Origin of the sequence: Oribacterium sp. P6A1, assembly GCF_000702885.1 — a bacterium.
Taxonomy (GTDB): domain Bacteria; phylum Bacillota; class Clostridia; order Lachnospirales; family Lachnospiraceae; genus Oribacterium.
In genome coordinates this window covers 1-22,007 of record NZ_JNKO01000028.1, presented here as the reverse complement: position 1 = coordinate 22,007, position 22,007 = coordinate 1, and the positions used below count along the sequence as shown (strand labels likewise).

At 41.9% G+C, this 22,007-nt stretch carries 20 protein-coding genes and 5 pseudogenes; 17 read left to right on the top strand and 8 right to left on the bottom strand.

All coding sequences use genetic code 11. The features are described 5' to 3' along the window. Positions 1 to 451 precede the first annotated feature (451 nt). From T515_RS13470 to T515_RS13420, 10 genes and pseudogenes are all read left to right on the top strand, one after another. Positions 452 to 1,435 carry an alpha/beta fold hydrolase gene (locus T515_RS13470; RefSeq protein WP_051671746.1) on the top strand — a complete coding sequence of 328 codons (984 nt, stop codon included), beginning with the start codon at positions 452 to 454 and terminating at the stop codon, positions 1,433 to 1,435. 405 nt (positions 1,436 to 1,840) lie between these two features. After that, positions 1,841 to 2,193 (top strand): annotated as a pseudogene (locus T515_RS13465) (arsenate reductase family protein). Positions 2,194 to 2,223: 30 nt separating this feature from the next. After that, the gene (locus T515_RS13460) at positions 2,224 to 2,874 is read left to right on the top strand and encodes a CatA-like O-acetyltransferase, family 3 (RefSeq protein WP_036612219.1); all 651 of its coding nucleotides are present in this window, start codon (positions 2,224 to 2,226) and stop codon (positions 2,872 to 2,874) included. 523 nt (positions 2,875 to 3,397) lie between these two features. Continuing rightward, entirely contained in the window at positions 3,398 to 4,525 is a 1,128-nt protein-coding gene (locus T515_RS13450; protein WP_036612214.1) for a macro domain-containing protein, read from the top strand. Between the two features lie 245 nt (positions 4,526 to 4,770). After that, a complete protein-coding gene (locus T515_RS13445) occupies positions 4,771 to 5,457 on the top strand; it encodes a vWA domain-containing protein (RefSeq protein WP_036612211.1) in 687 nt (228 codons plus the stop codon). Between the two features lie 5 nt (positions 5,458 to 5,462). Continuing rightward, positions 5,463 to 6,026, top strand: coding sequence for an ADP-ribosylglycohydrolase family protein (locus tag T515_RS13440; protein WP_051671745.1), 564 nt, complete (start codon positions 5,463 to 5,465; stop codon positions 6,024 to 6,026). A 52-nt stretch (positions 6,027 to 6,078) separates the two neighbouring features. Continuing rightward, on the top strand, positions 6,079 to 6,471 hold the full coding sequence (locus tag T515_RS13435; protein WP_036612208.1) for a hypothetical protein: 393 nt from the start codon (positions 6,079 to 6,081) through the stop codon (positions 6,469 to 6,471). Between the two features lie 5 nt (positions 6,472 to 6,476). Beyond that, a complete protein-coding gene (locus T515_RS13430) occupies positions 6,477 to 6,944 on the top strand; it encodes an RNA 2'-phosphotransferase (protein WP_081832836.1) in 468 nt (155 codons plus the stop codon). 55 nt (positions 6,945 to 6,999) lie between these two features. Beyond that, a complete protein-coding gene (locus T515_RS18335) occupies positions 7,000 to 8,412 on the top strand; it encodes an AlkZ-related protein (RefSeq protein WP_081832835.1) in 1,413 nt (470 codons plus the stop codon). 85 nt (positions 8,413 to 8,497) lie between these two features. Beyond that, positions 8,498 to 8,953 carry a GNAT family N-acetyltransferase gene (locus T515_RS13420; protein ID WP_036612206.1) on the top strand — a complete coding sequence of 152 codons (456 nt, stop codon included), beginning with the start codon at positions 8,498 to 8,500 and terminating at the stop codon, positions 8,951 to 8,953. 555 nt (positions 8,954 to 9,508) lie between these two features. Here T515_RS13420 and T515_RS13415 read toward each other — a convergent pair. Together T515_RS13415 and T515_RS13410 are read right to left on the bottom strand one after the other, a co-directional pair. After that, the gene (locus T515_RS13415) at positions 9,509 to 10,867 is read right to left on the bottom strand and encodes an MATE family efflux transporter (RefSeq protein WP_051671744.1); all 1,359 of its coding nucleotides are present in this window, start codon (positions 10,865 to 10,867) and stop codon (positions 9,509 to 9,511) included. Beyond that, on the bottom strand, positions 10,854 to 13,958 hold the full coding sequence (locus T515_RS13410; RefSeq protein WP_036612204.1) for an amino acid adenylation domain-containing protein: 3,105 nt from the start codon (positions 13,956 to 13,958) through the stop codon (positions 10,854 to 10,856). Before T515_RS13410 ends, T515_RS13415 begins: the two co-directional genes overlap by 14 nt. A 145-nt stretch (positions 13,959 to 14,103) precedes the next feature. Between T515_RS13410 and T515_RS18060 the strand changes: the two are divergent. Together T515_RS18060 and rhuM are read left to right on the top strand one after the other, a co-directional pair. After that, positions 14,104 to 14,664: pseudogene (locus T515_RS18060) on the top strand (SDR family NAD(P)-dependent oxidoreductase). Further along, a pseudogene (rhuM, locus tag T515_RS13400) lies at positions 14,654 to 15,130 on the top strand (RhuM family protein); the annotation flags it as partial. The pseudogenes T515_RS18060 and rhuM, both read left to right, overlap by 11 nt. 585 nt (positions 15,131 to 15,715) lie before the next feature. On the opposite strand, the gene T515_RS13395 reads toward rhuM, so the two are convergent. Then, complete coding sequence (locus T515_RS13395) at positions 15,716 to 16,840, bottom strand: acyltransferase family protein (RefSeq protein WP_197026456.1); 1,125 nt, start codon at positions 16,838 to 16,840, stop codon at positions 15,716 to 15,718. A gap of 362 nt (positions 16,841 to 17,202) precedes the next feature. Between T515_RS13395 and gloA2 the strand changes: the two genes are divergently transcribed. The 4 genes from gloA2 to T515_RS13375 all read left to right on the top strand — a co-directional run bounded on the left by gloA2 (position 17,203) and on the right by T515_RS13375 (position 19,349). Beyond that, entirely contained in the window at positions 17,203 to 17,580 is a 378-nt protein-coding gene (gene gloA2, locus T515_RS13390; RefSeq protein ID WP_036612200.1) for an SMU1112c/YaeR family gloxylase I-like metalloprotein, read from the top strand. Positions 17,581 to 17,838: 258 nt separating this feature from the next. Then, the gene (locus T515_RS13385) at positions 17,839 to 18,621 is read left to right on the top strand and encodes a PhzF family phenazine biosynthesis protein (RefSeq protein WP_036612198.1); all 783 of its coding nucleotides are present in this window, start codon (positions 17,839 to 17,841) and stop codon (positions 18,619 to 18,621) included. A gap of 260 nt (positions 18,622 to 18,881) precedes the next feature. Next, on the top strand, positions 18,882 to 19,064 hold the full coding sequence (locus T515_RS13380; protein WP_036612196.1) for a hypothetical protein: 183 nt from the start codon (positions 18,882 to 18,884) through the stop codon (positions 19,062 to 19,064). A 3-nt stretch (positions 19,065 to 19,067) separates the two neighbouring features. Next, positions 19,068 to 19,349: a Dabb family protein gene (locus T515_RS13375; protein ID WP_036612193.1), complete on the top strand. Its 282-nt coding sequence runs from the start codon at positions 19,068 to 19,070 to the stop codon at positions 19,347 to 19,349. 228 nt (positions 19,350 to 19,577) lie between these two features. Here T515_RS13375 and T515_RS13370 read toward each other — a convergent pair whose 3' ends face one another. Beyond that, the gene (locus T515_RS13370) at positions 19,578 to 20,108 is read right to left on the bottom strand and encodes an NUDIX domain-containing protein (RefSeq protein WP_036612190.1); all 531 of its coding nucleotides are present in this window, start codon (positions 20,106 to 20,108) and stop codon (positions 19,578 to 19,580) included. 12 nt (positions 20,109 to 20,120) lie between these two features. Further along, positions 20,121 to 20,453 carry a winged helix-turn-helix transcriptional regulator gene (locus T515_RS13365; RefSeq protein WP_036612188.1) on the bottom strand — a complete coding sequence of 111 codons (333 nt, stop codon included), beginning with the start codon at positions 20,451 to 20,453 and terminating at the stop codon, positions 20,121 to 20,123. 143 nt (positions 20,454 to 20,596) lie between these two features. Here T515_RS13365 and T515_RS13360 point away from each other — a divergent pair, with 143 nt between their 5' ends. Further along, positions 20,597 to 20,950, top strand: coding sequence for a cupin domain-containing protein (locus tag T515_RS13360; RefSeq protein WP_036612186.1), 354 nt, complete (start codon positions 20,597 to 20,599; stop codon positions 20,948 to 20,950). 359 nt (positions 20,951 to 21,309) lie between these two features. On the opposite strand, the gene T515_RS13355 is transcribed toward T515_RS13360, so the two are convergent. From T515_RS13355 to T515_RS17685, 3 genes and pseudogenes are all read right to left on the bottom strand, one after another. Beyond that, a complete protein-coding gene (locus T515_RS13355; protein ID WP_051671741.1) occupies positions 21,310 to 21,642 on the bottom strand; it encodes a thioredoxin family protein in 333 nt (110 codons plus the stop codon). A 51-nt stretch (positions 21,643 to 21,693) separates the two neighbouring features. Beyond that, a pseudogene (locus T515_RS18490) lies at positions 21,694 to 21,798 on the bottom strand (nucleotidyltransferase); the annotation flags it as partial. Between the two features lie 5 nt (positions 21,799 to 21,803). Further along, a pseudogene (locus T515_RS17685) lies at positions 21,804 to 22,007 on the bottom strand (hypothetical protein); the annotation flags it as partial.

Genomic DNA, 22,007 nt, shown 5'->3' with positions numbered 1-22,007 from the left:
GAAATGAAATCTGATAGTAACTGGTATATAGAACGAGGAGGTGTTTTTATGTTGAATGAAATGCCAGAGGTACATAGAGAAGATAATGACGAGAAATAATTCCGGGAGGCGGCATATGATAAGGCGTATTATCTACTGGTTAAACAGAAAGAAAAGAATCCAGGAGAAGAGATGCGGACAGTGTTGTCTGACATGTCCATTTTATGAAGAGTGCAGCGAGGACAGATAGAGTTCGGTACAAGGATGTTAACGCCAATTCATTGTATGAGGTGAAATCATGGAAGCATGTTTAGGGATAGGCAGTTAATAAGTAGTAAATGAGCTATCAAAATCACTGATGATTATTCGGATTCAGCCGATATATCTAATGATAAGCATTATGTAATTATTTTGAAGTAAATCATTATAGTTATTTAAGCATAACAAACGAAAACTGGATAATTAAATCATTATGTCAAAAATAGAAAAGAAGAAAATATTACTACCTTTAATAATAGTTCTTTTTTGTGCTTATATAGGATTCAGTATCAGCAATAAAAAAGTACCTGATTTTCAAGATGATATATCGGAATTGACATACAGCTATGAAGAGATACCGCTTGAGAGAAATGGCATAGCTCTGCATCTTGATTGTACGAAGACAGAAGGAACAGAAATTGATAACAATATCCTTTTGATACATGGATTGACTTATTCATCTCATGAATTTGATATCGACTATAAGGATTATAGCCTTGTACGGTTCCTTGCTAGTAAAGGATATGCTGTGTGGAGACTTGACATTGCGGGATATGGACGATCAGGCGTAGTTACAGATGGCTTTATGCCTGATTCTGATTATGCAGCTGAAGATATCGATGCTGCTGTAAATAAGATTTGTCAGGTAACAGGACAGGAGAAAATCGACCTACTCGGATGGAGTTGGGGGACAGTAACAAGCAGCCGGTTTATAACAAGCCATCCGGAGCATGTAGAAAAGCTCGTTTTATATGCGCCCATTCTATGCGGAATTGGTGAATATGAAGTAACGGAGCCATTTCATCATAATACATGGGAACACGCTGCTGATGATTTCCAAAAGAACGAAGATGGAACATTTGACCAAACGATTACAGATCCGATAGTGATAGAGCTCTTATGTTCAAGCTCATGGCATTACGATGGTGAATCAAGTCCTAACGGTGGTCGTCAGGATCTTTGTGTGGACAAATCGCAGTCTTTGATAGATCTTGAGAAAATCTCTGTTCCTACACTTGTCATATGTGGCGATAAAGATCCGTATTTAAACAATGAACAGATAAATTCCTGTCTTGCCTACCTTCCGGAAGGCTCAGCACTGAAAATTATCGAAGGGGCATCACATGTTGCTTTCATCGAGGAACCATATTACAAGGAATTTCACGAGAGAGTTATACAATTCCTGAATCAAGAATAGGATATTGAAGCAAACAGCTTATAAAAGATGATTTAGAGAAAAAATATAACCGTTATATCGAAATACGTTTCATAACAAAGGATAAGGTTCATAAAATCACACAAAAGACAATTAAAAATGATTCAGATATTGCCAAAGGACTATCTGCTATATTTGGCTTATTAAAATGAACTTTGGCAATTATGCACAAATAAACAATAATGACCTCAAAAGCACATGGCAAAGCAGTAGACTATAACTTCATTTGTCTTTGATACTGTAAAGTCGATTGAGTCAGGCCACAGACAACGTGTTTGATAGCTATTATATTCATCATTGTATAATTGGAAAACAGAAAGGCGGGATCACTCCTGGCTTTCCATTACATCAGGAATATTTAATATCTTACAAATGTAAAGGAATACAGTGACGAAGGCGGAAAGATTTTTCAAAGAACGTGGCATCAAAGTTCAGTTCGTTGATATGAAAGAAAAGGGCGCACGATGTCCAGTGGACATCGGCTTTGCGCCGACCGAAGCGGAGCGGAGACGAGCAAGGGAGAGTTCACATCCGTTGCTCAAGCTAATGGAGGCATTGAGAACATGATAAATCTCGATGCCAAGGATAAGGATACTCTGGCATTGATTAAGTACATTGCCGATGAAGACAAGCTGGAAAAGATACTCGAGAACCAGCAGGTGATCAAGACTCCTATTGTCAGAAATGGAAAACTTTCTACAATCGGGTATCAGCCGGATGTGTGGAAGAAGTGGGAGTGAAAGAAACCGTTGCTTGAGGGGATGATGCAAATGAATTACAAGGTAATTGACAGGGAGAAATACTATAGAAAAGGTGTTTTCCGACACTTTTCGGAAGACTGTAAATGTTCGACATCCATGACAGCGCGAATTGACGTCACGAAACTGGTTGAATATTCCAGGAGTACGGGGACAAAGTTTTATATCAACTTCCTGTATCTTCTCTCCAAGGTTTTGAATTCGCGTGAAGATTATAGAATGGGATATCTTTGGCAGACAAATGAACTGATCTGTTATGATGTGATCAATCCTACGCAGTATGTTTTTCATGAGGAAACTGAAACGTGTACTCCGGTATATACATCATACGATGAGAATTATGAAAAGTTCTATGCTTCAGCGTTGAGGGACGTTGAAGAGGCGAAAAAGACAAGAGAATATGGACTTGATATGGCTAATCATCCCAACTGGTTTGATGCATCCTATATATCATGGCTATCATATGATTCTCTTAATATTGAGCTGCCGGATGGACATTTATTTTTTGCACCTATCATTAATTGGGGGAAATACAGGGAAGAAAACGGTAGACTCGTCATGCCTGTGACAGTACGTCTGAATCATGCAATTGCAGATGGATATTTAGTAGCAAATGTATTTCGTCTCTTGGAGCAGGAGATAAAGGATTTTGTTGAGTTGTAATCGATAACGTCAAGTTTTCAGTGATGGAGAACAATGCACGGAAGAGACTTTTAATGCGTGGGATTATGTAGATCAATAAAACAGTTGTATAGACTGTAGCCGGAAAGGAATGGCAGTGTATTATGAACGCATATACATTATTCAAGCATGGTAGATCGTATCGGAAAAATGCAAGATTCGGCACACACATTTTTATCGGAGCACATCGATTTAAATATTATATGGAAGGGCAGCCGTATTATTATTACAGTGACAGACCGTATACCATCAGTGACGCCAAAACATGGAAAACACGTAACCTGATCCGTTATGTGGTTCTTTTAGTAGTTAGCATATCTTTGCTTTTTGACAGACCCATGAACATATCTGAATCAGTAAATATCCTCTTTAATATCGGGATTTTTTGCGCCGCAGCGTTCTGCTTATATAGAACGATCATATTTTTTTTAATTGATCCTGAAAAAGACCCGATGCTACAGTCAACTCAGTGCGTGGATGAATAGAAAATATTTAAGGAGCCAACATGCCATTTCAAATCATCCGAAATGATATAACAAAAGTTAAAGCAGATGCCATCGTAAACACTGCAAATCCGGATGTCACAATCGGTGGAGGTGTTGATTTTGCAATATATTCGGCTGCCGGGAAGGACAGACTTCTGGCTGAGAGGAAGAATATTGGTGTCCTTATGCCCGGTGATGTTGCCATTACACCTGCATTTGACCTGGATGCCAGATACATAATCCATGCAAGTGGCCCATGGTGGAATGGCGGCAATAAGGGTGAAGCCGAACTTCTCAAAGCATGTTACGATAAATCGCTGAAGCTGGCGGCAGAATACGACTGTAAATCAATAGCATTTCCACTTCTTGCTACCGGTACTTATAAGTTTCCGCAGCGTCTTGCCATGGAGATAGCTGTCGAGGCTTTCACCGGATTTCTTGAAGAACATGATATGGAGATTATCCTTGTGGTGTTCGGACAACAGTCTGTAAAGATTTCCGGAGAGCTGGGAGAAGAAGTCAAAAGCTATATCGATGATGACTATGTTACTGAGACATTGGAAGAGGAATATGTCTGTGACAGGACGTCTCAGGTAGCTTCGGACTATAGGGAAGTTCAGGATGAAGAGTCGCTTGATGAAGTGATTTCTGATGAAGCAGTCACTGAAGATAAAGATGTACTGCCGACATCCGGTTCAACTCCTGACAGACTACCAATGGCTGGAAGTTTACCGGGTAACAATGTTTTTGCATCTCATAGTGCCTTCGCTTCATCTGCATCCCTTGATGACATGCTAAAGAGCATTTACAAAGAGTCTTTCGAAAAGCACCTGCAGAAGCTGATAAATAAGAAAGGTCTTAAGAATTCTGAGGTTTATGCGGCTGCCAATATCTCTAAACAGTATTTCTCAAGGATCATGAAAGGGACTGTGAATCCATCAAAGAAAAAGGTACTGGCCTTAGCTGTCGGACTTCGATTGAATCTCGATGAGACTATTGATTTTCTTAGAATCGCGGGATATGCATTATCACCCATATCCCAGACTGATGCGGTTGTAAGGTACTTCATTGAACGGCATGATTACAACGTTATAAAAATCGATATAGTTCTCTTTGACTACGGTTTGGATCCGTTGTCTAAAGACTGATTTCATTTTAAAGGTAAACTCCGGGTTTACCTTTTTTTAATTGCGAAATTGTATCCTTATTACAAGAGATATGAAATGCCTCGCTGCAGAGGGGCAGATGATCAACATATGTCATTGGCATGAAGGGTTCTGTCCGGATAATTCAAGAATCCTGTCCGCGTAACTCAGGAATCTTGTCCGGGTAATTCAGGAATCATCATCTAAAGAAATCTGAAATTATTTTGAATTTTGCAGGAGGTATCATAATGAGTAAAGGTTATACAGAGATAGTTTACATACTGGACAGAAGCGGTTCCATGGGAGGTCTTGAATTAGATACAATCGGTGGTTTCAATGCCATGATGGAGAAGCAGAAAAAGACCGGGGAGAAAGCATTGGTATCTACAGTACTGTTTGATGACGTATGCGAGGTAATTCACGACAGAGTTCCGATAGAAAAGATAGAGAAAATGACTGATAATCAGTACTACGTGAGAGGATGCACTGCGCTTCTTGATGCGGTAGGCGGAGCCATTCACCATATCGGTAATGTCCACAAGTATGCACGACCTGAGGACAGACCTGCCAATACTATCGTTGTGATCACAACTGACGGTATGGAAAATGCAAGTTCACGTTATTCAAGGGAACAGGTCGAAAACATGGTGAAGCGTCAGCAGGAGAAATACGGATGGGAGTTTATTTTTATAGGTGCCAATATCGACGCCTACGCAGAAGCCCGGAAGTTTGGAATACGAAAAGAAAGGGCAGTTAATTATGTAAGTGATGAAGCAGGTACGGCCAATGTCTATGCAGGTATTTCAAAGGCAGTATGCTCAGTGATGATGGCTCCATGTGCTGCAAAGGCGAGTGAATGTCTCGACAGCAGTTCATGGGATGAAGATATAAAGGATGATTATAATAAGCGTGGCAGAACTCAAAGTAGGAGATGATCGTTATGGCAGTTAAAGGTGCAATACTCGGAGATATTCTTGGATCTCCATATGAGTTTTACAGACCAGATGATTTTAGCTGGGAGACAGTACCTTTGACCGGTAAGTTCCCGGTCGGATTTACTGATGCTACAGTAATGATTCTTGCCATCAAGAAAGCAATACTTGAGGGTCTTGATTTGACAGAGACCATGGTAGAGTTTGGCAGGAAGTATCCGAACTGTGGCTATGGTAGCATGTTTTATAGTTGGATAGCCGGAAATGATCATAGTCCCTATGGAAGCTTTGGAAATGGGGCTGCCATGAGAGTTGCATTCGTCGGTGAGTATTATGAAGACTATAATGAAATGCAGAGGAAAGCTGAGGCTACGGCAATAGTTTCACATAATCATCCGGAAGGTATCAAAGGTGCTGTAGTAACTGCCACATGTATATGGATGGCAAAACATGGAAATAGTAAGCAGGAAATATTTAACTATGTCCTAAGCCAGTATCCACCAGAGAACTATGAAAACAGCATAGCTTATAGCCTGGATGATATCGAAAGAATTATAGCAAGTTTTTTGTGAGTCAGGGTATGGTATGATGGATGTATTCAATTAATAAAGAGGATATATAGAGATGTATATACTTCATTTAGAAGATGACATTATTAAGCAGTACCATATCCAAAGAGCATTGGAAGATACCTGCTTTTCTGATTTTAAGCTGGATCATGTAAATAATCTTAGTGATGGCATTAAGAATATAGAAAGACAGATAAAAGCAGGAAGACTATACGACCTTATAATCACTGACATGTGGTATCCGGAAAGAAATAAAGAGGCAGAATCTGCTTCAGGTAAGCAGATTATTAAACTTGTAAAAGAAAAAGGATGGAACATTCCTATCATAGTTTGTTCTACTGTTGATTATGAAATTCCCGGAATACTGGGTTCAGTTCATTATGATAAGAATAAGGATTGGGAGAATGAACTTGTACGGTTAGTACGAGGGCTGTCACTACATAGGTGATCAAAATGGATAAGAAAGAAAAGGAAATAAGTAAATTCATCAGTCTGATATTAAGGCATAAACCGGAGGTCATCGGGATAAGTCTTGATGAACATGGATGGGCAGATGTCAGTGAACTTATTAAGGGGATAGATAAAACACATAAGCTTGATATGGAAATTCTTGAAAAGATAGTATCAGAGGATGAAAAGCAAAGGTATTCATTTAACGATGATAAAACTCTGATACGTGCCAATCAGGGGCATTCCATAAATGTGGATGTGGAATTAAAGAACGCTTCTCCTCCTGAAATACTTTGGCATGGGACTGGTGAAAAGTATGTTGTATCCATACTTGCAGAGGGGATTATTTCGAAATCCAGATTATATGTTCATATGTCTAAAGACTATGATACAGCGGTAAAAGTAGGAAGGCGTCATGGAAATCCGCAAATTGTGACCCTGGGCGAATTAACACCGGAATGGTGGATATAAAGAATATAAGCTTCCATATATATCTGGAAGTAACGAAGAAGGTTGATTGATATCTATGGGAAATGAAAATGGCACATGGATTATGCATGGCGTGGAATGGGATGATCCCGAATGTCTGCATACCGTGGATGAAGCAATTGAATATATAAATGAAGTTGGCTTTCTGCCATTATTCAAGAATGATATTCCGGGTTTTTCTCTGGAGGAAAGAACGGTATCGGAGTATTGGTGGTCGGAAGATCTGGAACGTGATCCGTGGGAATGGAGAGAAATCATTGCCAGAAGCGGTAAGGTCGCTTACGGCAAGTTCTTCGATAAGAAGGCAGGTTTCATTTCCAAGGAATGGATGCCGTACTTTGTGAATTATCGCAGGGATGGATATGATTTTGACGCGCTTTGGGAAGATGGAAAAGCTTCTGTGCGCCAAAGGAAGGTCATGGATCTGTATTCCGAAGAAGCTGGATTGCAGGATGAAGAATACTTTTCTTACGAGATAAAAGCCAAAGCAGGTTTTGGCAAGGAAGGTGAAAAAGGCTTCGAAGGAGCCATTACTGGACTTATGATGCAAATGTATCTGTGTATGCGAGATTTTCGGCAGCGCACGAATAAAAATGGTGAAAACTATGGCTGGCCCATTGCAGTATATGCGACACCAGAGCACCTGTGGGGCTATGACTATGTAACCTCAGCATACAAGGAAAGCCCGGAAGAATCCGCCAAGCGAATCGCCAAGCATATCATAGAGGTATATCCAATCGCCACAGCCGAGCAGATTAAAAATGTAATCGGACTAAAGCCAGGTGAGCGTAAGGAACCTGCAAAGAGAGCTCCGAAGGAAAAGGAGGTTAATTACCCGGCAAATCTGTTGGAGGACATGGGACTTAAAATGAAATCTCTGACTAAGGATCAGCGAATGGGTCTTGAATATATCTTAGGGCTTCTGAAACCGGAAGCGCAGGCAATCCTTCAGATGCGCTATGAAGAGGGAAGGACCTATAAGGAAATGGGACCGCAGGTGGGCTGGTCAGCTGCAAGTACCAGCAAGCGATGCAAGAAGGCTGTGGAAAAACTGAAAGATCCAAAGCTGACTGTGTGGGTAATAGAGGGATTTGACGCACATCTCGGCGGGTACGATGACCAGGTAAACGAATTGAGAGAACGCCTGTTGAAGGACGGCAAATATAAGCAGGCCAGTATCGTATATAACACGCCGGATTACCTTACCGGTATTAGCAAGCAGCATTCAGGCGCATTACTTCGTCAGGGATACAAGAATATAGGTTCATTGTGTCTGCTTATGGAAGATCCGTTATGGTTTGACCAGATACCGGGAATCGGTTATGAGACATCTAAGAAGCTCAGCCGGGCAATGATGAGAGCAGGGTTTCTGAGCGTACACTCTATGACGATGAAGGTAGTAGCAGACAGGAACCTTTACTATAAAATGGAACGAGAGAAGAACGAGTAAAATAGGCAGGTGTTTTTAAAGTACACCCTAGGCGGTATCTTATAATCAGGCAAAGTAGCTTGATTAACTATTGGAGCATATTAAAATGGTTGATATAAGAATTGCAACACAAGATGATATTGATTGTTTGATGAGTATTCGCCTTGAAATGCTAAAGGTCGTGAATGATCTGCCTGAAGATTATGAGTATTCAGATGAAATGATAAATGAAAGTCGCGATTACTTTTTGAATGGAGACCAGATAACTGTTCTTGCTACAGACGGAGATGCTGTTATCGGCTGTGCATCAATGAGTTTTATCAGGATAATGCCAACATTTGATCATCCTTCAGGAAAAAGAGCTCATCTTATGAATGTCTACACAAGATATGAATATCGCCGACAAGGGATTGCTCAAAAGATGGTTGAGTTGTTAATAGAGAAAACATGGGAAAAAGGTGTCACTGAAATAAGTCTTGATGCAACTGCATCGGGAAGACCACTTTATGAAAGAATAGGATTTAGAGATTCAGAAGAATGTATGGTTTTGACAAAACTATAGGTGAAGGGGTATGAGAGAAATAACACAGAATGAGGTAAGCAAGCTGTACGATTGTATTCGTGAGTTATCAGAATATCACAATACAACATCGCAAATACTATAATACATCTTGCGAAAACATAGGTAATCTACCTTTTCACGTTTGTTGCATCTCTCAGAAGAAGTTCTCTTGTTATACTCAAAGATCCTGAACAACATGGAGTAAGGCTGTTGATCTGTTGACAGAGGAGTACTTTCAAGAGTAGCGATGAGACTATCAACGGAGAAATCTTCGACAAGTTCAGCTTTATCATCCGGATTTTTAGGTTTTTCAACCTTCTTAATTTTTGGAGGATTTGTCAAGTCCTATATTTGGTATTTAAAAAAAATGGGGGGATTTGAGAAATGGAACAAAAGAAAAAGCCCTTGGAATCTAGGCTAAAGATTCCGAGAGCCTATTGATGAGCCGGGGGGACGGAAAAGTCATATCAAATTGCATTTTTCCGTCTCCCTGGTCCATTATCAAATAAGAATACGACAATTTTGTTTTTATGAGCAGCAAGTTTACATACTCAGTTAACGATTCTTCGATAGCTCATGTGAGGGGCCGCAGTATTCGCTTTTGCGTGTGATGAAGAAAAAAATCGCAATCATAGATGCCAAAAGCTCTGTAACCGCCTGAGCAAGCCATAAGCCGTCTGTACCGAGAAACACAGGCAGGACTAAAATCAACACCGTCTGAATAATAAAGGTTCTGAAAAAAGCCAGGATCCCGGATACTAATCCATTATTGAGTCCGGTAAAATAAGCGGAAGCATATTCGTTGAAGCCCTGGAGCAGAAAAGCAAAGGCATACATACTCAGTGCGTGGATTGACAGTCTATAGACCGTCTCATCATAGCCGACGTAAATTGTGGAGATCGCAGGCGCGGTGACCCGTGCCAGGACAAACATCAACATGCCGAAAACAATGTTCAGTATGAGTCCCTTTTTCAGCAGGTTTTTCAGTTCCGGGTAATTTTGCGCGCCAAAGTGGTAACCTACGATGGAGGTGGTTTGCATTGCCAGACCATAAAATACAGAGGCGAAAATCCCCTCGACAAAGATTGTCACACCATAAGCTGCAACACCATCCTCGCCCAGCATTCTGAGCAGCTGAAAATTGTAAAGGGCAAAAATCAGCGATGTCGACATGTCATTAACCATCTCGGAGGATCCGTTTCCACAGGCTTTCAAAAGCGGTTTAAGCTGAACTCGTCCCTTGCAAAAGTGAATGGAACTCGAATTCGGTCTTGCAAAGTAAATCAGGGGAATCAGGCCGTTCAGACAGGCACCGATTCCGGTGGCTACGGCAGCACCTACCATTCCCCAATGAAAAACGGCCACAAAGAGCCAATCGAACAACAGATTGCTGAACAGGTTCCCAAGAGAGATGTAAAATCCTAGTTTCGGCTTTTCAGCTGTGATCAGGATGCTCTGAAAGGTGTAACCTAAAATCATGATGGGCAGAAACAGGAAGAGGGTATGGCCGTAAGGAAGTCCGTATTCCAGAATCTCCGGTGTTGCGCCGATCAGCACTGCTACCGGGCGCAAAAACCATATTCCGAGCACGGTCATCAAGACACCTATTATGACCGCTGTCTTGATGATTGCGGTGAAATAACGATTGGCGTTCTCCGGCTTTCCGTTGCCCAGCTCAGCTGCAATCAGCGCGCTTCCTCCCGAACCGAACATATAGCCGACCATGGACAGAAGCAGCTGAAATGGATAGATGATATTTATAGCGGAAAAACCCGTCTTGCCTATGTAGTTTGAGACAAAGTAACCGTCAACCACATCATAGGTTATGGAGATCAAGATCATGCCGATGGTCGGCATGGCAAAGAGCAGCAGCTTTGTGTAGGTAAAATGATCGGATAGCTTAATCTCTTTCATCTTTTTCCTCCCACTCGTCTGCACCTTCCAGCACTATACGTTCAAAATGGTCTATATAACGGTCATGGAAATCTCGTATTTTTTCTTTCGAGAAGCAATTGGCAGCCCATTCTATTTCGGAATCAAAAAGGCCGCTGTTATCGTCGTTTTCCAGGAATTCCAACTCCAGACGCGCACCGGGAGCATGGTGACGGTTTTCCAGTTCAATCTGCAATGGATACAGAGATGCAAGCTCGTCGGCATTCATGTTCTGCTGGTAGTTAACCTCCATAGGATCGTTGTAAAATGCGGAATCCTGAGCGGCAAAATAGTCATAGCTGCAGTGGGAGATACCATCCGCTACCTGCCGTTTTATTTCGACAATCAGCTCCTCCAGGCTGTGTATCTGATTCATGTGGACACCAACCGGCAGATTTTTTATCAGCATTCCTACGGAATCGGACGCAAAGCTGCCGAGACGATTGTTGAAGATCCAGTTGGTCATGATGTCATTCCTGCCGCTGGTCTCATGCAGGGTTAAAATGGCCGCAGCAATAGCTATGACACTTCTTGTGGTGTTCAGCCGTTTTTCAGCCTCCTCAAGATCAGAAGCGTCAAAGGGGAAACGGATTACGCGGCCTGCCGCCGTGGGAACGGATTCCTCCCTATCCGGTTCGGGAATATGGCACCAGTCATATCCGTCGTACTTTTTCTCAAAATAATCCTTGTCCTCCAGATACTTCGGCGACTTGCGAATATTGTCTTCATTGTTAAGGTATGCACAGTAATAGTCGGGGGGAAGCGGCTCGCCGTGATAAGCTTTGACTATACTGGACATGATTAGACCGATACAGGCCCCGTCCATTGCCAGGTGGTGGACATCATAGAAGAGATAGCTGTATCGTCCGGTAAGGAACATGCGTACCCGCAGCAGTGGTGAGTTGAACATAGGGAAGGGCTTAACCAATTCGTCCTTCATGCGGATAATGTCCATATCGGTGCACGTTTCAAACTGAATTTCGGGAAGCATCTCCGGGCAATAGGTCTGGACCAGTTCCCCTTGCTCGTCAAATCCAATTTTCATCGACAGAGCAGGATGATGATGAATGGCCTGATTGACCGCTTTCCGCAGGCGTTCAGGATCTATCTTTCGATTAAAGCGGAACAGATAGTACATATTGTTCCACATAGTGGAATGGGTCTTTGCAAACTGATAATCAATAAGCTTTGTCTGCATGGCGCTGAGATAGTGAGGTTTTTTCCGCGCCTGTGCTTCGATTTCATCCAGACTTATCCCTTTTTCCGGTTTCAGAAGCATGGCGGCGATGCGTTCGATGCTTCGCAGCGAATAGATGTCTGCACTTGTCACGCCGTAATCCATAAGTTTTGAAGTCAGGACCATGCTTCGCAGCGAATCTCCGCCCAGCTCAAAGAAATCATCTTCTACACTGATCTGATCAGGCTTCAGGTTCAGAACCTCAGCAAAGGTATCCAGCAGCATGCGCTCAGTATCATTCCGCGGAGCGGTCACATTCCGTTCATTCTGAGTTGGCTGTGGATCGGGAAGAGCCTTTTTATCTACCTTACCGTTTACAGTCTCCGGGAGTCTGTCCATCTGTATAATGACCGACGGGATCATGTAATCCGGCAGTCGTTTGCCCATAAAGGCCTTTAGCTCGTCCAGATTGACTGAATCCGCAGAGGTAATATAACCCGCAAGGTAATCCGTGTCGCCATGGCAGAGCTTAACGGCACTACCCTTGATATCGGGGTAGCTGCCCATGACACGTTCGATTTCGTCAAGCTCGATGCGAAAGCCTCTCAGCTTAACTTGATTGTCGATTCGACCCAAGATACAGATACGTCCGTCCTCCGTCCATGAGGCGAGATCACCACTGTGATAGGCGCGCATACCTCGATAGGTAAAAAATGCCTTAGCTGTTTTGTCCGGCAGATTTACATAGCCGCGCCCGACGCAGGCTCCGCAGATAATCAGCTCTCCCTTCTCACCGACGTCAAGGCTGTTTCCATCGGCATCCATGACAAAGAATTGTGTGTTAACGATGGGGCCACCAATGGTAACCTCTTCATCCGGCCTCATTACGACGGCCGCACACCCCATGGCACACTCGGTCGGTCCGTATACGTTCATAATCACGCTGTCTTCCCGCAGGGCGCGCAGCTTCATGTACAGATTCTTCGGGAAGGCCTCCGAACCGACATCGTAGAACTCAATCTGTCTGAGCGCCTGAGCGCACGCAGGTATCCCCACGATATTGGAGAGAAACGTTGGGGTGCAGGTGATGCCGTTGACGTGGTTGTCTTGGATTGTCTTTGCCAGAAGGAAGGGATCATGGATTTCCTCTGATGTCGCAAGGCACACGGTATTCCCATTGCATAGCGGTACAAATTGTTCCACGATCGAAACATCAAAGGAGAATGCGGCCATCGCCAGTGTGATGCGGCCGGGTTGGGCGTAGTGCATGATTTCAACGGATTTTTCGTTTCGATGCACGTAATTAGCAAGATTTCCCTGTTCGATCATGACGCCCTTGGGACGTCCAGTGGAGCCGGAGGTATAGATGCAGTAGGCCAGATCGCCGGACACGATTCCCTCCGCCGAGGGATAGGTGTCATCGGTCTGTGTTTCAAGGATGTCCTCCACAGCCAGGACTTCAAAGCCGCCTTCGGACAGAGCCGTCCGTTCTTCGCACAGGTTTCTGCTTGTCAGCAGAATGGTGGCGGAGGCATCTTCCATACTAAACAGAATTCGTTCATCCGGATAGGAAACAGTAAAGGGAAGAAAAGCCCCGTGTGCCTTCAACACGCCTTGCTCCGCTACATAGGCAAATTCTGTACGTTCCAGCAATATGCCTACCAGAACGTCACGGCCAACACCTTTTTTGATAAGTAAATTGGCTACTATGTTGGAGAGACAATCCAGCCTGCCATAGCTGAGTGCTTTTCCCATGCAGATAACTGCAGTTTTATCAGGCGAGAGAAGCGCGTGAGCATGGATCTGTTCGGATACCGGAATAAAAGGAAAAACCAGATCTGTCTGATTTGTCCGTTCAATAAGGGACTGTGTTTCATTCTTTTTTATGGTTGTCATAGTTAAACTAATTCCTTTCTGATTTCAACACGCACAATACTTCAAGGCTTTTTAGCCCGAGATAATAACATGATACCAATGTGGTCAATCTTCCGTCAATTTTACAGGAGAGCATTATTCTTATAATTATCTAAAGAGACAGCCCATAAGGGAGTTTGAAGATGCCATTACAGACAGATACTACGGAGCAAATGCAGGAACCGCAGAAGCGGTGGAAAGCAGACTAAAGGAAATGAATGCTGACTACCTTGTTTTGGAAAGTGATATTTCAAATGAGGAAGCGGTAAAGGATATCTATTCTGCAGCCATTGAAAAATTTGGTCGAGTAGATATTTTGCTGAATAATGCTGCAACTGATGATGAAACCGGACGTGACACCATCGAAACGATTACACAAAATGTGATTGATGATACATTTGCGGTCAATGTTCGTGGAAGTATTCTGATGATCCGGGAATTTGTAAAGCACCATGGTGATTATGGAAGAATCATCAATATCTCTACCGATGCCGCTCAGATTTTTGCAGGATAGATCACATATGGGGCAAGTAAGGCAACATTGGAAGCATTGACTAGAAGTATCGCCCTTGAAGTTGCGAAATATGGAATTACGGTAAACTGTGTTGCTCCTGGACCCACTCAAACGGGATGGATAGATGATGAAGAGGTAGCTCTTAAGATCTGTTCAGAGCTTACTATCTATTGATCAGATGGCGGAACTATTTCAGCGTGATCGTAGTGTAATTGGAAAGCATGTACGTAATATCTTTAAAGAGGGAGAGCTGGTTAAAGATTCAGTATGGGCAAAATTTGCCTACACTGCTTCGGATGGAAAAGAGTATAATGTAGATTTTTATAATTTAGATGTCATTATCTCTGTTGGATACCGTGTGAAATCCCAGAGAGGTACTCAGTTTCGTATATGGGCAAACTCTGTATTAAAGGAATACATTATTAAGGGTTTTGCCATGGATGATGACCGTTTAAAAGGAAATGGCGGCGGAAATTATTGGAAAGAACTCTTAGATAGAATTCGTGATATCCGTTCTTCAGAGAAAGTACTTTATAGACAGGTGTTGGATTTGTATGCAACCAGCGTGGACTATAATCCTAGAAGTGATGAATCTATTCAATTTTTCAAGATAGTACAGAATAAGCTTCATTATGCTGCTCCCGACTTATAACTTCATAAGCTTCTTTTAAGTCCATCCCCGATAACCTCAACAATCATTTTGATTTATATTTTTCTAATTGCTCTCGCAGTTCCTGATTCTCTTTTAATAGTCTTCTGACTTCGTCCTTGAGACCTTTCATGGTCTTTGGCATTTCGTAATCATCACTTCCTGCTTCATAGGAAGGACTGCGCTTTTTGCATCTGCCATCGGTAGGGATAATCTCTTTTGTTTCAGGGTCAACACGGCCTATCAGCTTTCTTTTGGATTTGGATCGCTTGAGTTCCGGATCCCAGAATGATTGATTTTCATAGGCATATGTGATTCCGGATCTTTTGTCGGTCTGATACGCTATCTACAATGACAAGTGGGACAAGGGCCCTATCGAGAAGGATGCTATCCAGTAGGCTATCCCGAGAAACCAGACCTTCGATCCTACAGATCCTGTAGTTACAGCTGCTCAGGATGCTGCCGCTGCCGCTACCGAAACAGGCGGAGAGCCACAGTAAAACAAAAGCTTTATAAACAAAAGAGGTTTGTCGCTTCCATGGCGGCAAACCTCTTTTTTTCTGACAATATAAGCTGCTATCCTTTTTTATCAGGCACTTTTAACCCGGCAATTTTCTCATATATCTTCTCCATGATCATCGCGTTAACAAGCGAGATAAGCACTGCCCAAATAAATATAAGTATCGATACCCTCGGAAGCAGGATCACCGGCTGGAAATAATAGTATATAAAGAAAGTATGTGTAAGCCACATAAAGGTGGAATACCGACCGAACAGGCATAAAACCGGCACCACTTTCCTTTCTGCTATATCCGAATGAAGCATCAGTGTTAAACCAAATACCAAAAACGGAGCCAGAATTATATCGGGTTTGGATTCCCCGGGATTGGCAGGTACCATGAACCAGCGAATGACGAAAATCAAACCCGTCAATATAACACCTGTTATGGCCTTTAACTCAGACGGCAGATTACTATCCAGCCAGTCAAACAATCTCCATTTTTCAACAAAATACCCGATCATATAGATATAAATATATGAAATGAACATTTCCAACGCCATCAGACCTATTTCATTTATACCACTGCGTGCCATGTTGGCACAGGCAATGAATGGCAAGATCACGGCTACCAAAACCAATACGGCCGTTTTGATAAAAAGCTCTCTTCTGTTTCTATGATGTAAAGAGAGATCAAACAAAGGATAAATGAGTGCAAACAACAGATATTCAAAAAAGTACCACCACTCAATATTTATGGCGCTAAAGCCTGTTATCAAGGCAAGGATAACTTCGATCACACTGGTTTTGACACCAAAAAAAAGAATACCGATAGGAACAAAAATTGCAAATACAAGCCAAAGCTTTACGTATAGTTTCTTCATCCTTGCTGCAGAGTATCTCACGCTATTCCTGAACCTCGGACATGCTCTCATCTCCGGATTCTTCTTTGATGCGATGGAAGCCGCATATCCCGAAATGAATGCATAAATCGCCACACACAGTCTTCCATGATAGGCAAATCTCGCTCCAAAATCATAGTTGCCAAATATAGAAATATAACCATATGACAGTCGATCCGGTATGCAAAAAAGATGGTGGAACACCATCAGCAATATCGCGACGCCATAAAGTGCCTGAGAATCCTTCTTCTGCAAAAATGAAGATATATTTATTTTATCTCTGGTTGTGTTTTCACTCATTTTTCCATCCACTTTGTCGGCTCTCTTCTCTCCCGCAGGCATAAGCAAATGATATGTTTATAAATCTGCCACACTCTATTTTCTGTCAGTGTTTCAGTCAGTCTAGAGACGGTTTCATACATATCATATATATGTGCTTCGACACTCCCCGTAAGTTTTATAAACAATAGACGTACTGATAAAAAGTTACCATTCACAGATAAATGGAAGTGAAGAATGAAGCTCACATCAGTGGGCTTTATTTTTATTGTTGAAACGGTTAGAATCTTTGTATTAAGCAAATCGGCAGTTTGTAGGGCTCTTATGTGAGAGAAAGAGCTCGATGACTTCAGATTTGTTTGGTTAAAACTAGGAGGCACTTCATGAACTTGAATCGTATTCATCATATTGCTGTGATATGTTCTGACAAAGACACCGCACTGGACTTTTACCATAAAAAGCTTGGATTTCAGATTCTTCGTGAAAACTATAGATCAGAAAGGGATGATTGGAAGATTGATCTTAAGCTCGGTGAAAGTGAAATTGAACTTTTCATTATGAAGGATCATCCACTTCGTCCTTCTCCCGAAGCTTATGGATTACGCCATCTCGCTTTCCGGGTAGATAACGTGGATGAGGTCGTCGCAGAATTGGAGTCTATGGGTATACCTTGTGAACCGATACGACTGGATGCTTTCACGGGTGAAAAAATGACATTTTTCCGTGACCCAGACGGGCTTCCTTTGGAAATACATGAGTAAACCTTTTGATAATTTCAAGTTAGCTGTCCTTAGGTATGTTTGCAGTAACTGTTGTTGAGGGGATTTGCGATACGCTTACAGAAAAGATAAGCGACTTATGAGAACAAGTTCAATATGTCAGAAAAATTGCCGTTTGACAGGATGATTACTGTTAAATGGCTCTTTTTCTGTTATAGTAAAAATATGTTTTTGTTGGAGGGTGTTGGTGAAGGCTGTTCTAATTAGACATATGAGTTTAAAAAACGAGTGAGGTAAGCAATGAAACAATACATTGTTGATGCTTTTACAAACAAACCTTTTTCCGGGAATCCGGCGGCAGTATGTGTAATGGATAAATGGCCGGAAGAAGATTTCATGATGAAGCTCGCGATGGAGAATAATCTGAGCGAGACAGCATTTATAGTCAAGGAGGAAGAGGGCTATCACCTCAGATGGTTTACTCCGGGATCTGAGGTTGAACTATGCGGTCATGCGACCCTGGCCTCCTCTTTTGTGATATTTAACTACTTTGAGCAGAATAAGGATGTAATAGAATTTAATACTCTCAGCGGAAAACTAACAATTGCCAGAAAAGGTAAACTTTATGAGATGGACTTTCCCACATATGAGCAGCAGGAGATACCAGTGACAGATGATATGGAAAGTGCTTTTGGAGTGAGACCCGTTAAGGCAATATTGGGACCTGATCTTGTATGCATTTTTGAATCTGAGGAGCAGATCCGAAACATGCAGCCGGATCAGAGTAAACTTGCTGAGCTACCCGGCCGTGGGCAGGATGTTACTGCAAAGGGAACAGATACAGACTGTGTATCACGTAGCTTCTTTCCTAAACTTTTGGTTCCTGAAGATCCCGTGTGCGGTTCTGCACATTGTCAGATAGCAGATTACTGGTCAAAAGAACTGGGAAAATCAGAGATTCATGCATATCAGGCATCAAAAAGAGGCGGTCATCTATACTGCAAACTGCTTGAGAACGGAAGAATAAAAATAAGTGGAGAGGCTACTTTGGTTGCTATCTCAGATATTGTTGTTGATTTTTAACTTCTAGGATAATGGCTTATGGAATTAAGAAGACTTAGAGACAATGAAATAAAATTATTACAGGATTTTCTGCATGAGGCAATCTATATTCCGAGAGCCACCTGCCAGAGAGATTATATATCAGCCTGAACTGAAGATTTAGGATTCCTTGATATGTGTGATGCAGAAGATGCATCAAATGAACAGCTGTTACAGGTGGCAAAAAGAGAGGGATTCAATCTCAATAAATATAAAAAAGCTATTAAAGAGGTTGTTAAGTGATGAAGATAAAGCAGATCTTTGATGGGGATTATGGATGCGAAGAATTACAGCCGGGGCAGAAGCCCAAGGTATCAGTCACTCTTGTGGATGATGCCGGAAATGAGAAATTTGTGTCAGTGGAAGATGACTGGCTAACTGAGAATAGATTGGATATTGGCTCAGAGTGGCCAAAGGAGATTTGACTAATGAAGCATTACATAATTGCTAAGTTTAAAGATAGGTGCGATACGGAGAAATTACTCCCAGAGATCAAGGAGTTGTTTAGCGCTACGCTGGAAATCCCGGGTGTGGAGTCATTCGTGATACATAAGTCCAACAGTACCAGAGAGAACAGATACAGCATCATGATAGAGATGAATCTGTCAGCGGAAGGACTAAATAACTTTGATGCATCTGAGGTGCATAAGAAGTGGAAGGATACTTATGGAGACAGACTTGAGAGCAAGGCAATATTTGACTGTGATTGAGCACTGGAGGAGCAGTATGAAAAGATTATGTGTCGCCATGTTGATACTTCTAAATGAGAAGAGATAATATGATGTGAGTGTAAATAGTATTTGCCACTCACTGAGAGATTAGCACCAACGCACACATTCGTGTGCAATGTGCGTACATCATAAATATTTTATTTCCTAAAAGAGAGCGGATTTAGCAGGCACATGCTTTGCACTGCTAAATCCGTCCCTTTCTGCCTGTCATGCTTTCTTTAACGCATCCATCATTATATCATCATGATCAAATGCTAGATCTTTAAGAGTAAGTTCTGTTTCGCCATTCACGAATCGGTAATTGTCATTTTCGTGTATAACAGTAAACCATCCCGCATCCGCAGCATCATCCGCGGCAATAGGCTTTATCTTATCAGGATCAACAACAGCCAAATATGCTGCTGAAACTGTCCATCCGCGGGGATCCCTTCCCGGCTTGCTGTAAACTCCTATTAACGTAAGATCTTTCGGTGCCATTTTAACACCGGTTTCTTCCAGAAGCTCTCTCGCAGCTGTTTCCTCAATTCGCTCACCTTCTTCAGAAAAGCCACCGGGAAAGGCCCATTTCCCGAGACATGGATGATTTCCTCTCTTTATGAGTAGTACCATTTCTTCTGAGAACTTCTTTGTGATTATGCAGATGTCTGCTGTCAATGACGGCTTCTTCCACTTATTGGAATCATAGGATTTCAAATATTCTTCTTCTGTAAGTCCGTTCTTGTCTCTTATTTCACTCATTGTCAACCTCCATTAAGCATTGCATTTCTTTAATTCTTCAATATATTCAAATCCGAATAATTCGATCTGGTCCAATACCTTCCTGAATTTTTCGCCCATTTCGCTAAGGCTGTATTCTACTCTTGGCGGAACTTCAGCGTATACTTTTCTGACGATCAGCTTATCATCCTCTAATTGTCTTAACTGTCTTGTGAGCATCGTTCTTGTTACTTCCGGAATGTTACGTTCGAGTTCGTTAAAACGTTTTGTCCCGGTACTAAGCTGAAAGAGGATAACTATAGACCACTTCCCTTGAAGGACTCTTTGGGTTGTTGCATAAGGACATTGACCGTAAATACTTTTCATAAAAAATTCTCCTTGAAAATGCGCAATAGTATCAAAAAAGTAACTATGTATTATAAATGTTCGTACTTGTTTAAATGATTCTTAGAGATAAAATGATGATACAACAAACAAAAACAAATAGCAAACAAATGGAGGAAAACAATATGTCAAATTTTAAAAAAGTAAATGTAACTGAGGATCCAAGAACAGAGCTTCATGATGTACTGGGGCTGACAGGAGCAGAAGTAAGTATCAATCATCTTCCTGCCGGCGCAAGTGTTCCTTTTGTGCATTCACATAAAAAGAATGAAGAGATCTACATCATCCTTTCCGGAAAGGGTAAGGTTTCGATAGATGGTGAGGATGTTGAAATCGCTAAGGGAGATGTAGTTAAAATTTCACCTGAAGGGAAGAGACAGTTCTTTGCGGCTGATGATTCAGAGCTTAGTTACGCATGCATCCAGGTTAAGGCCGGTTCAATCGAGGGCTATACTGCAGATGATGCCGTGATATACTGATTCCATGTTTCAGTTTCTTTTCAGTATACGGATGAAGAAATGGCAGAAGTTGCAAAGCTTAATAAGAATGAGAGATATTATCACAGAACAGATGAACAGCTGGTTCAGTTTGCAGGGTGGAAGCCGGATTTTGAAAAAGCCTGAGATTAAGTGTACAGCTCTGACGGAAATCGCAGATATGTTCCCATCTTTGACAGTACAAGTGTCTATTAAGTCTCAGGATTGAAGCACTTGGCAAAGCAGTAGACTATAACTTCATTTTTCTTTGATGCTGTAAAGTCGATTGAGTAAGGCTACAGACAACGTGTTTGATAGCTATTAGATTCATCATTGTATAATTGGAAAACAGAAAGCCGGGACTACTCCTGGCTTTCACTTAGTTTGAGAATCTTTTCAGCCTTTGCAAAGAATTCTTCAAGGCTGTAGTACCCACTTTTACGAAGGATTTCTTTCCCTTCAAAGTAGAGGATAGTTGTTGGGACTCCAAATACTTCATGCTGAGCTGTCTCGGTTTGGAAATCTTCTACAGGTACATATCTTTCTACAACTGAAGGATGTGACTGTAGCCATTCGTCTATCTTATGAGTGATTGAGCGACAAGGACCACAGGTTTCTGAGCCAAATTGTAATATAGTTAGAGAGTTATTTGTAATAACTCTATCGATAGTTTCATTTATATGTAATGAAGTCATAAGATATATCTCCGCGAAATCTGTTATTATACAGTGGTATGTTAATTAAGTAACAAGGAGATTGGCTTTCAGCGGATCATAGCCTCTTGCCACACACTCAACAGATGCATAAAAACTTTTCATATCTATAGCGATATAAACACGTTGCAGCTTCATATCAGTCAGGCACTTACATTTTCCGGTAAGACAGCCCTGTCATCGATGTAGTAATCACAGGTGATCTTACGGGAGTTGTTGCCATACTTCTCTATGATCTCCGGAAGGTTGTCATTTATGGCATCGAATTCCAGATTCTGTTCCCTGCACCATGATACAGCTTTATCCAATGCCTCACCGGCACGACAGGTCCATAATATCAGTTTGTT

Coding starts and splice junctions, on each gene's coding strand:
- T515_RS13470 (WP_051671746.1), top strand. CDS start 452: ATGTCAAAAATAGAAAAGAAGAAAATATTACTACCTTTAATAATAGTT.
- T515_RS13460 (WP_036612219.1), top strand. CDS start 2,224: ATGAATTACAAGGTAATTGACAGGGAGAAATACTATAGAAAAGGTGTT.
- T515_RS13450 (WP_036612214.1), top strand. CDS start 3,398: ATGCCATTTCAAATCATCCGAAATGATATAACAAAAGTTAAAGCAGAT.
- T515_RS13445 (WP_036612211.1), top strand. CDS start 4,771: ATGAGTAAAGGTTATACAGAGATAGTTTACATACTGGACAGAAGCGGT.
- T515_RS13440 (WP_051671745.1), top strand. CDS start 5,463: ATGGCAGTTAAAGGTGCAATACTCGGAGATATTCTTGGATCTCCATAT.
- T515_RS13435 (WP_036612208.1), top strand. CDS start 6,079: ATGTATATACTTCATTTAGAAGATGACATTATTAAGCAGTACCATATC.
- T515_RS13430 (WP_081832836.1), top strand. CDS start 6,477: ATGGATAAGAAAGAAAAGGAAATAAGTAAATTCATCAGTCTGATATTA.
- T515_RS18335 (WP_081832835.1), top strand. CDS start 7,000: ATGGGAAATGAAAATGGCACATGGATTATGCATGGCGTGGAATGGGAT.
- T515_RS13420 (WP_036612206.1), top strand. CDS start 8,498: ATGGTTGATATAAGAATTGCAACACAAGATGATATTGATTGTTTGATG.
- T515_RS13415 (WP_051671744.1), bottom strand. CDS start 10,867: ATGAAAGAGATTAAGCTATCCGATCATTTTACCTACACAAAGCTGCTG.
- T515_RS13410 (WP_036612204.1), bottom strand. CDS start 13,958: ATGACAACCATAAAAAAGAATGAAACACAGTCCCTTATTGAACGGACA.
- T515_RS13395 (WP_197026456.1), bottom strand. CDS start 16,840: ATGAGTGAAAACACAACCAGAGATAAAATAAATATATCTTCATTTTTG.
- gloA2 (WP_036612200.1), top strand. CDS start 17,203: ATGAACTTGAATCGTATTCATCATATTGCTGTGATATGTTCTGACAAA.
- T515_RS13385 (WP_036612198.1), top strand. CDS start 17,839: ATGAAACAATACATTGTTGATGCTTTTACAAACAAACCTTTTTCCGGG.
- T515_RS13380 (WP_036612196.1), top strand. CDS start 18,882: ATGAAGATAAAGCAGATCTTTGATGGGGATTATGGATGCGAAGAATTA.
- T515_RS13375 (WP_036612193.1), top strand. CDS start 19,068: ATGAAGCATTACATAATTGCTAAGTTTAAAGATAGGTGCGATACGGAG.
- T515_RS13370 (WP_036612190.1), bottom strand. CDS start 20,108: ATGAGTGAAATAAGAGACAAGAACGGACTTACAGAAGAAGAATATTTG.
- T515_RS13365 (WP_036612188.1), bottom strand. CDS start 20,453: ATGAAAAGTATTTACGGTCAATGTCCTTATGCAACAACCCAAAGAGTC.
- T515_RS13360 (WP_036612186.1), top strand. CDS start 20,597: ATGTCAAATTTTAAAAAAGTAAATGTAACTGAGGATCCAAGAACAGAG.
- T515_RS13355 (WP_051671741.1), bottom strand. CDS start 21,642: ATGACTTCATTACATATAAATGAAACTATCGATAGAGTTATTACAAAT.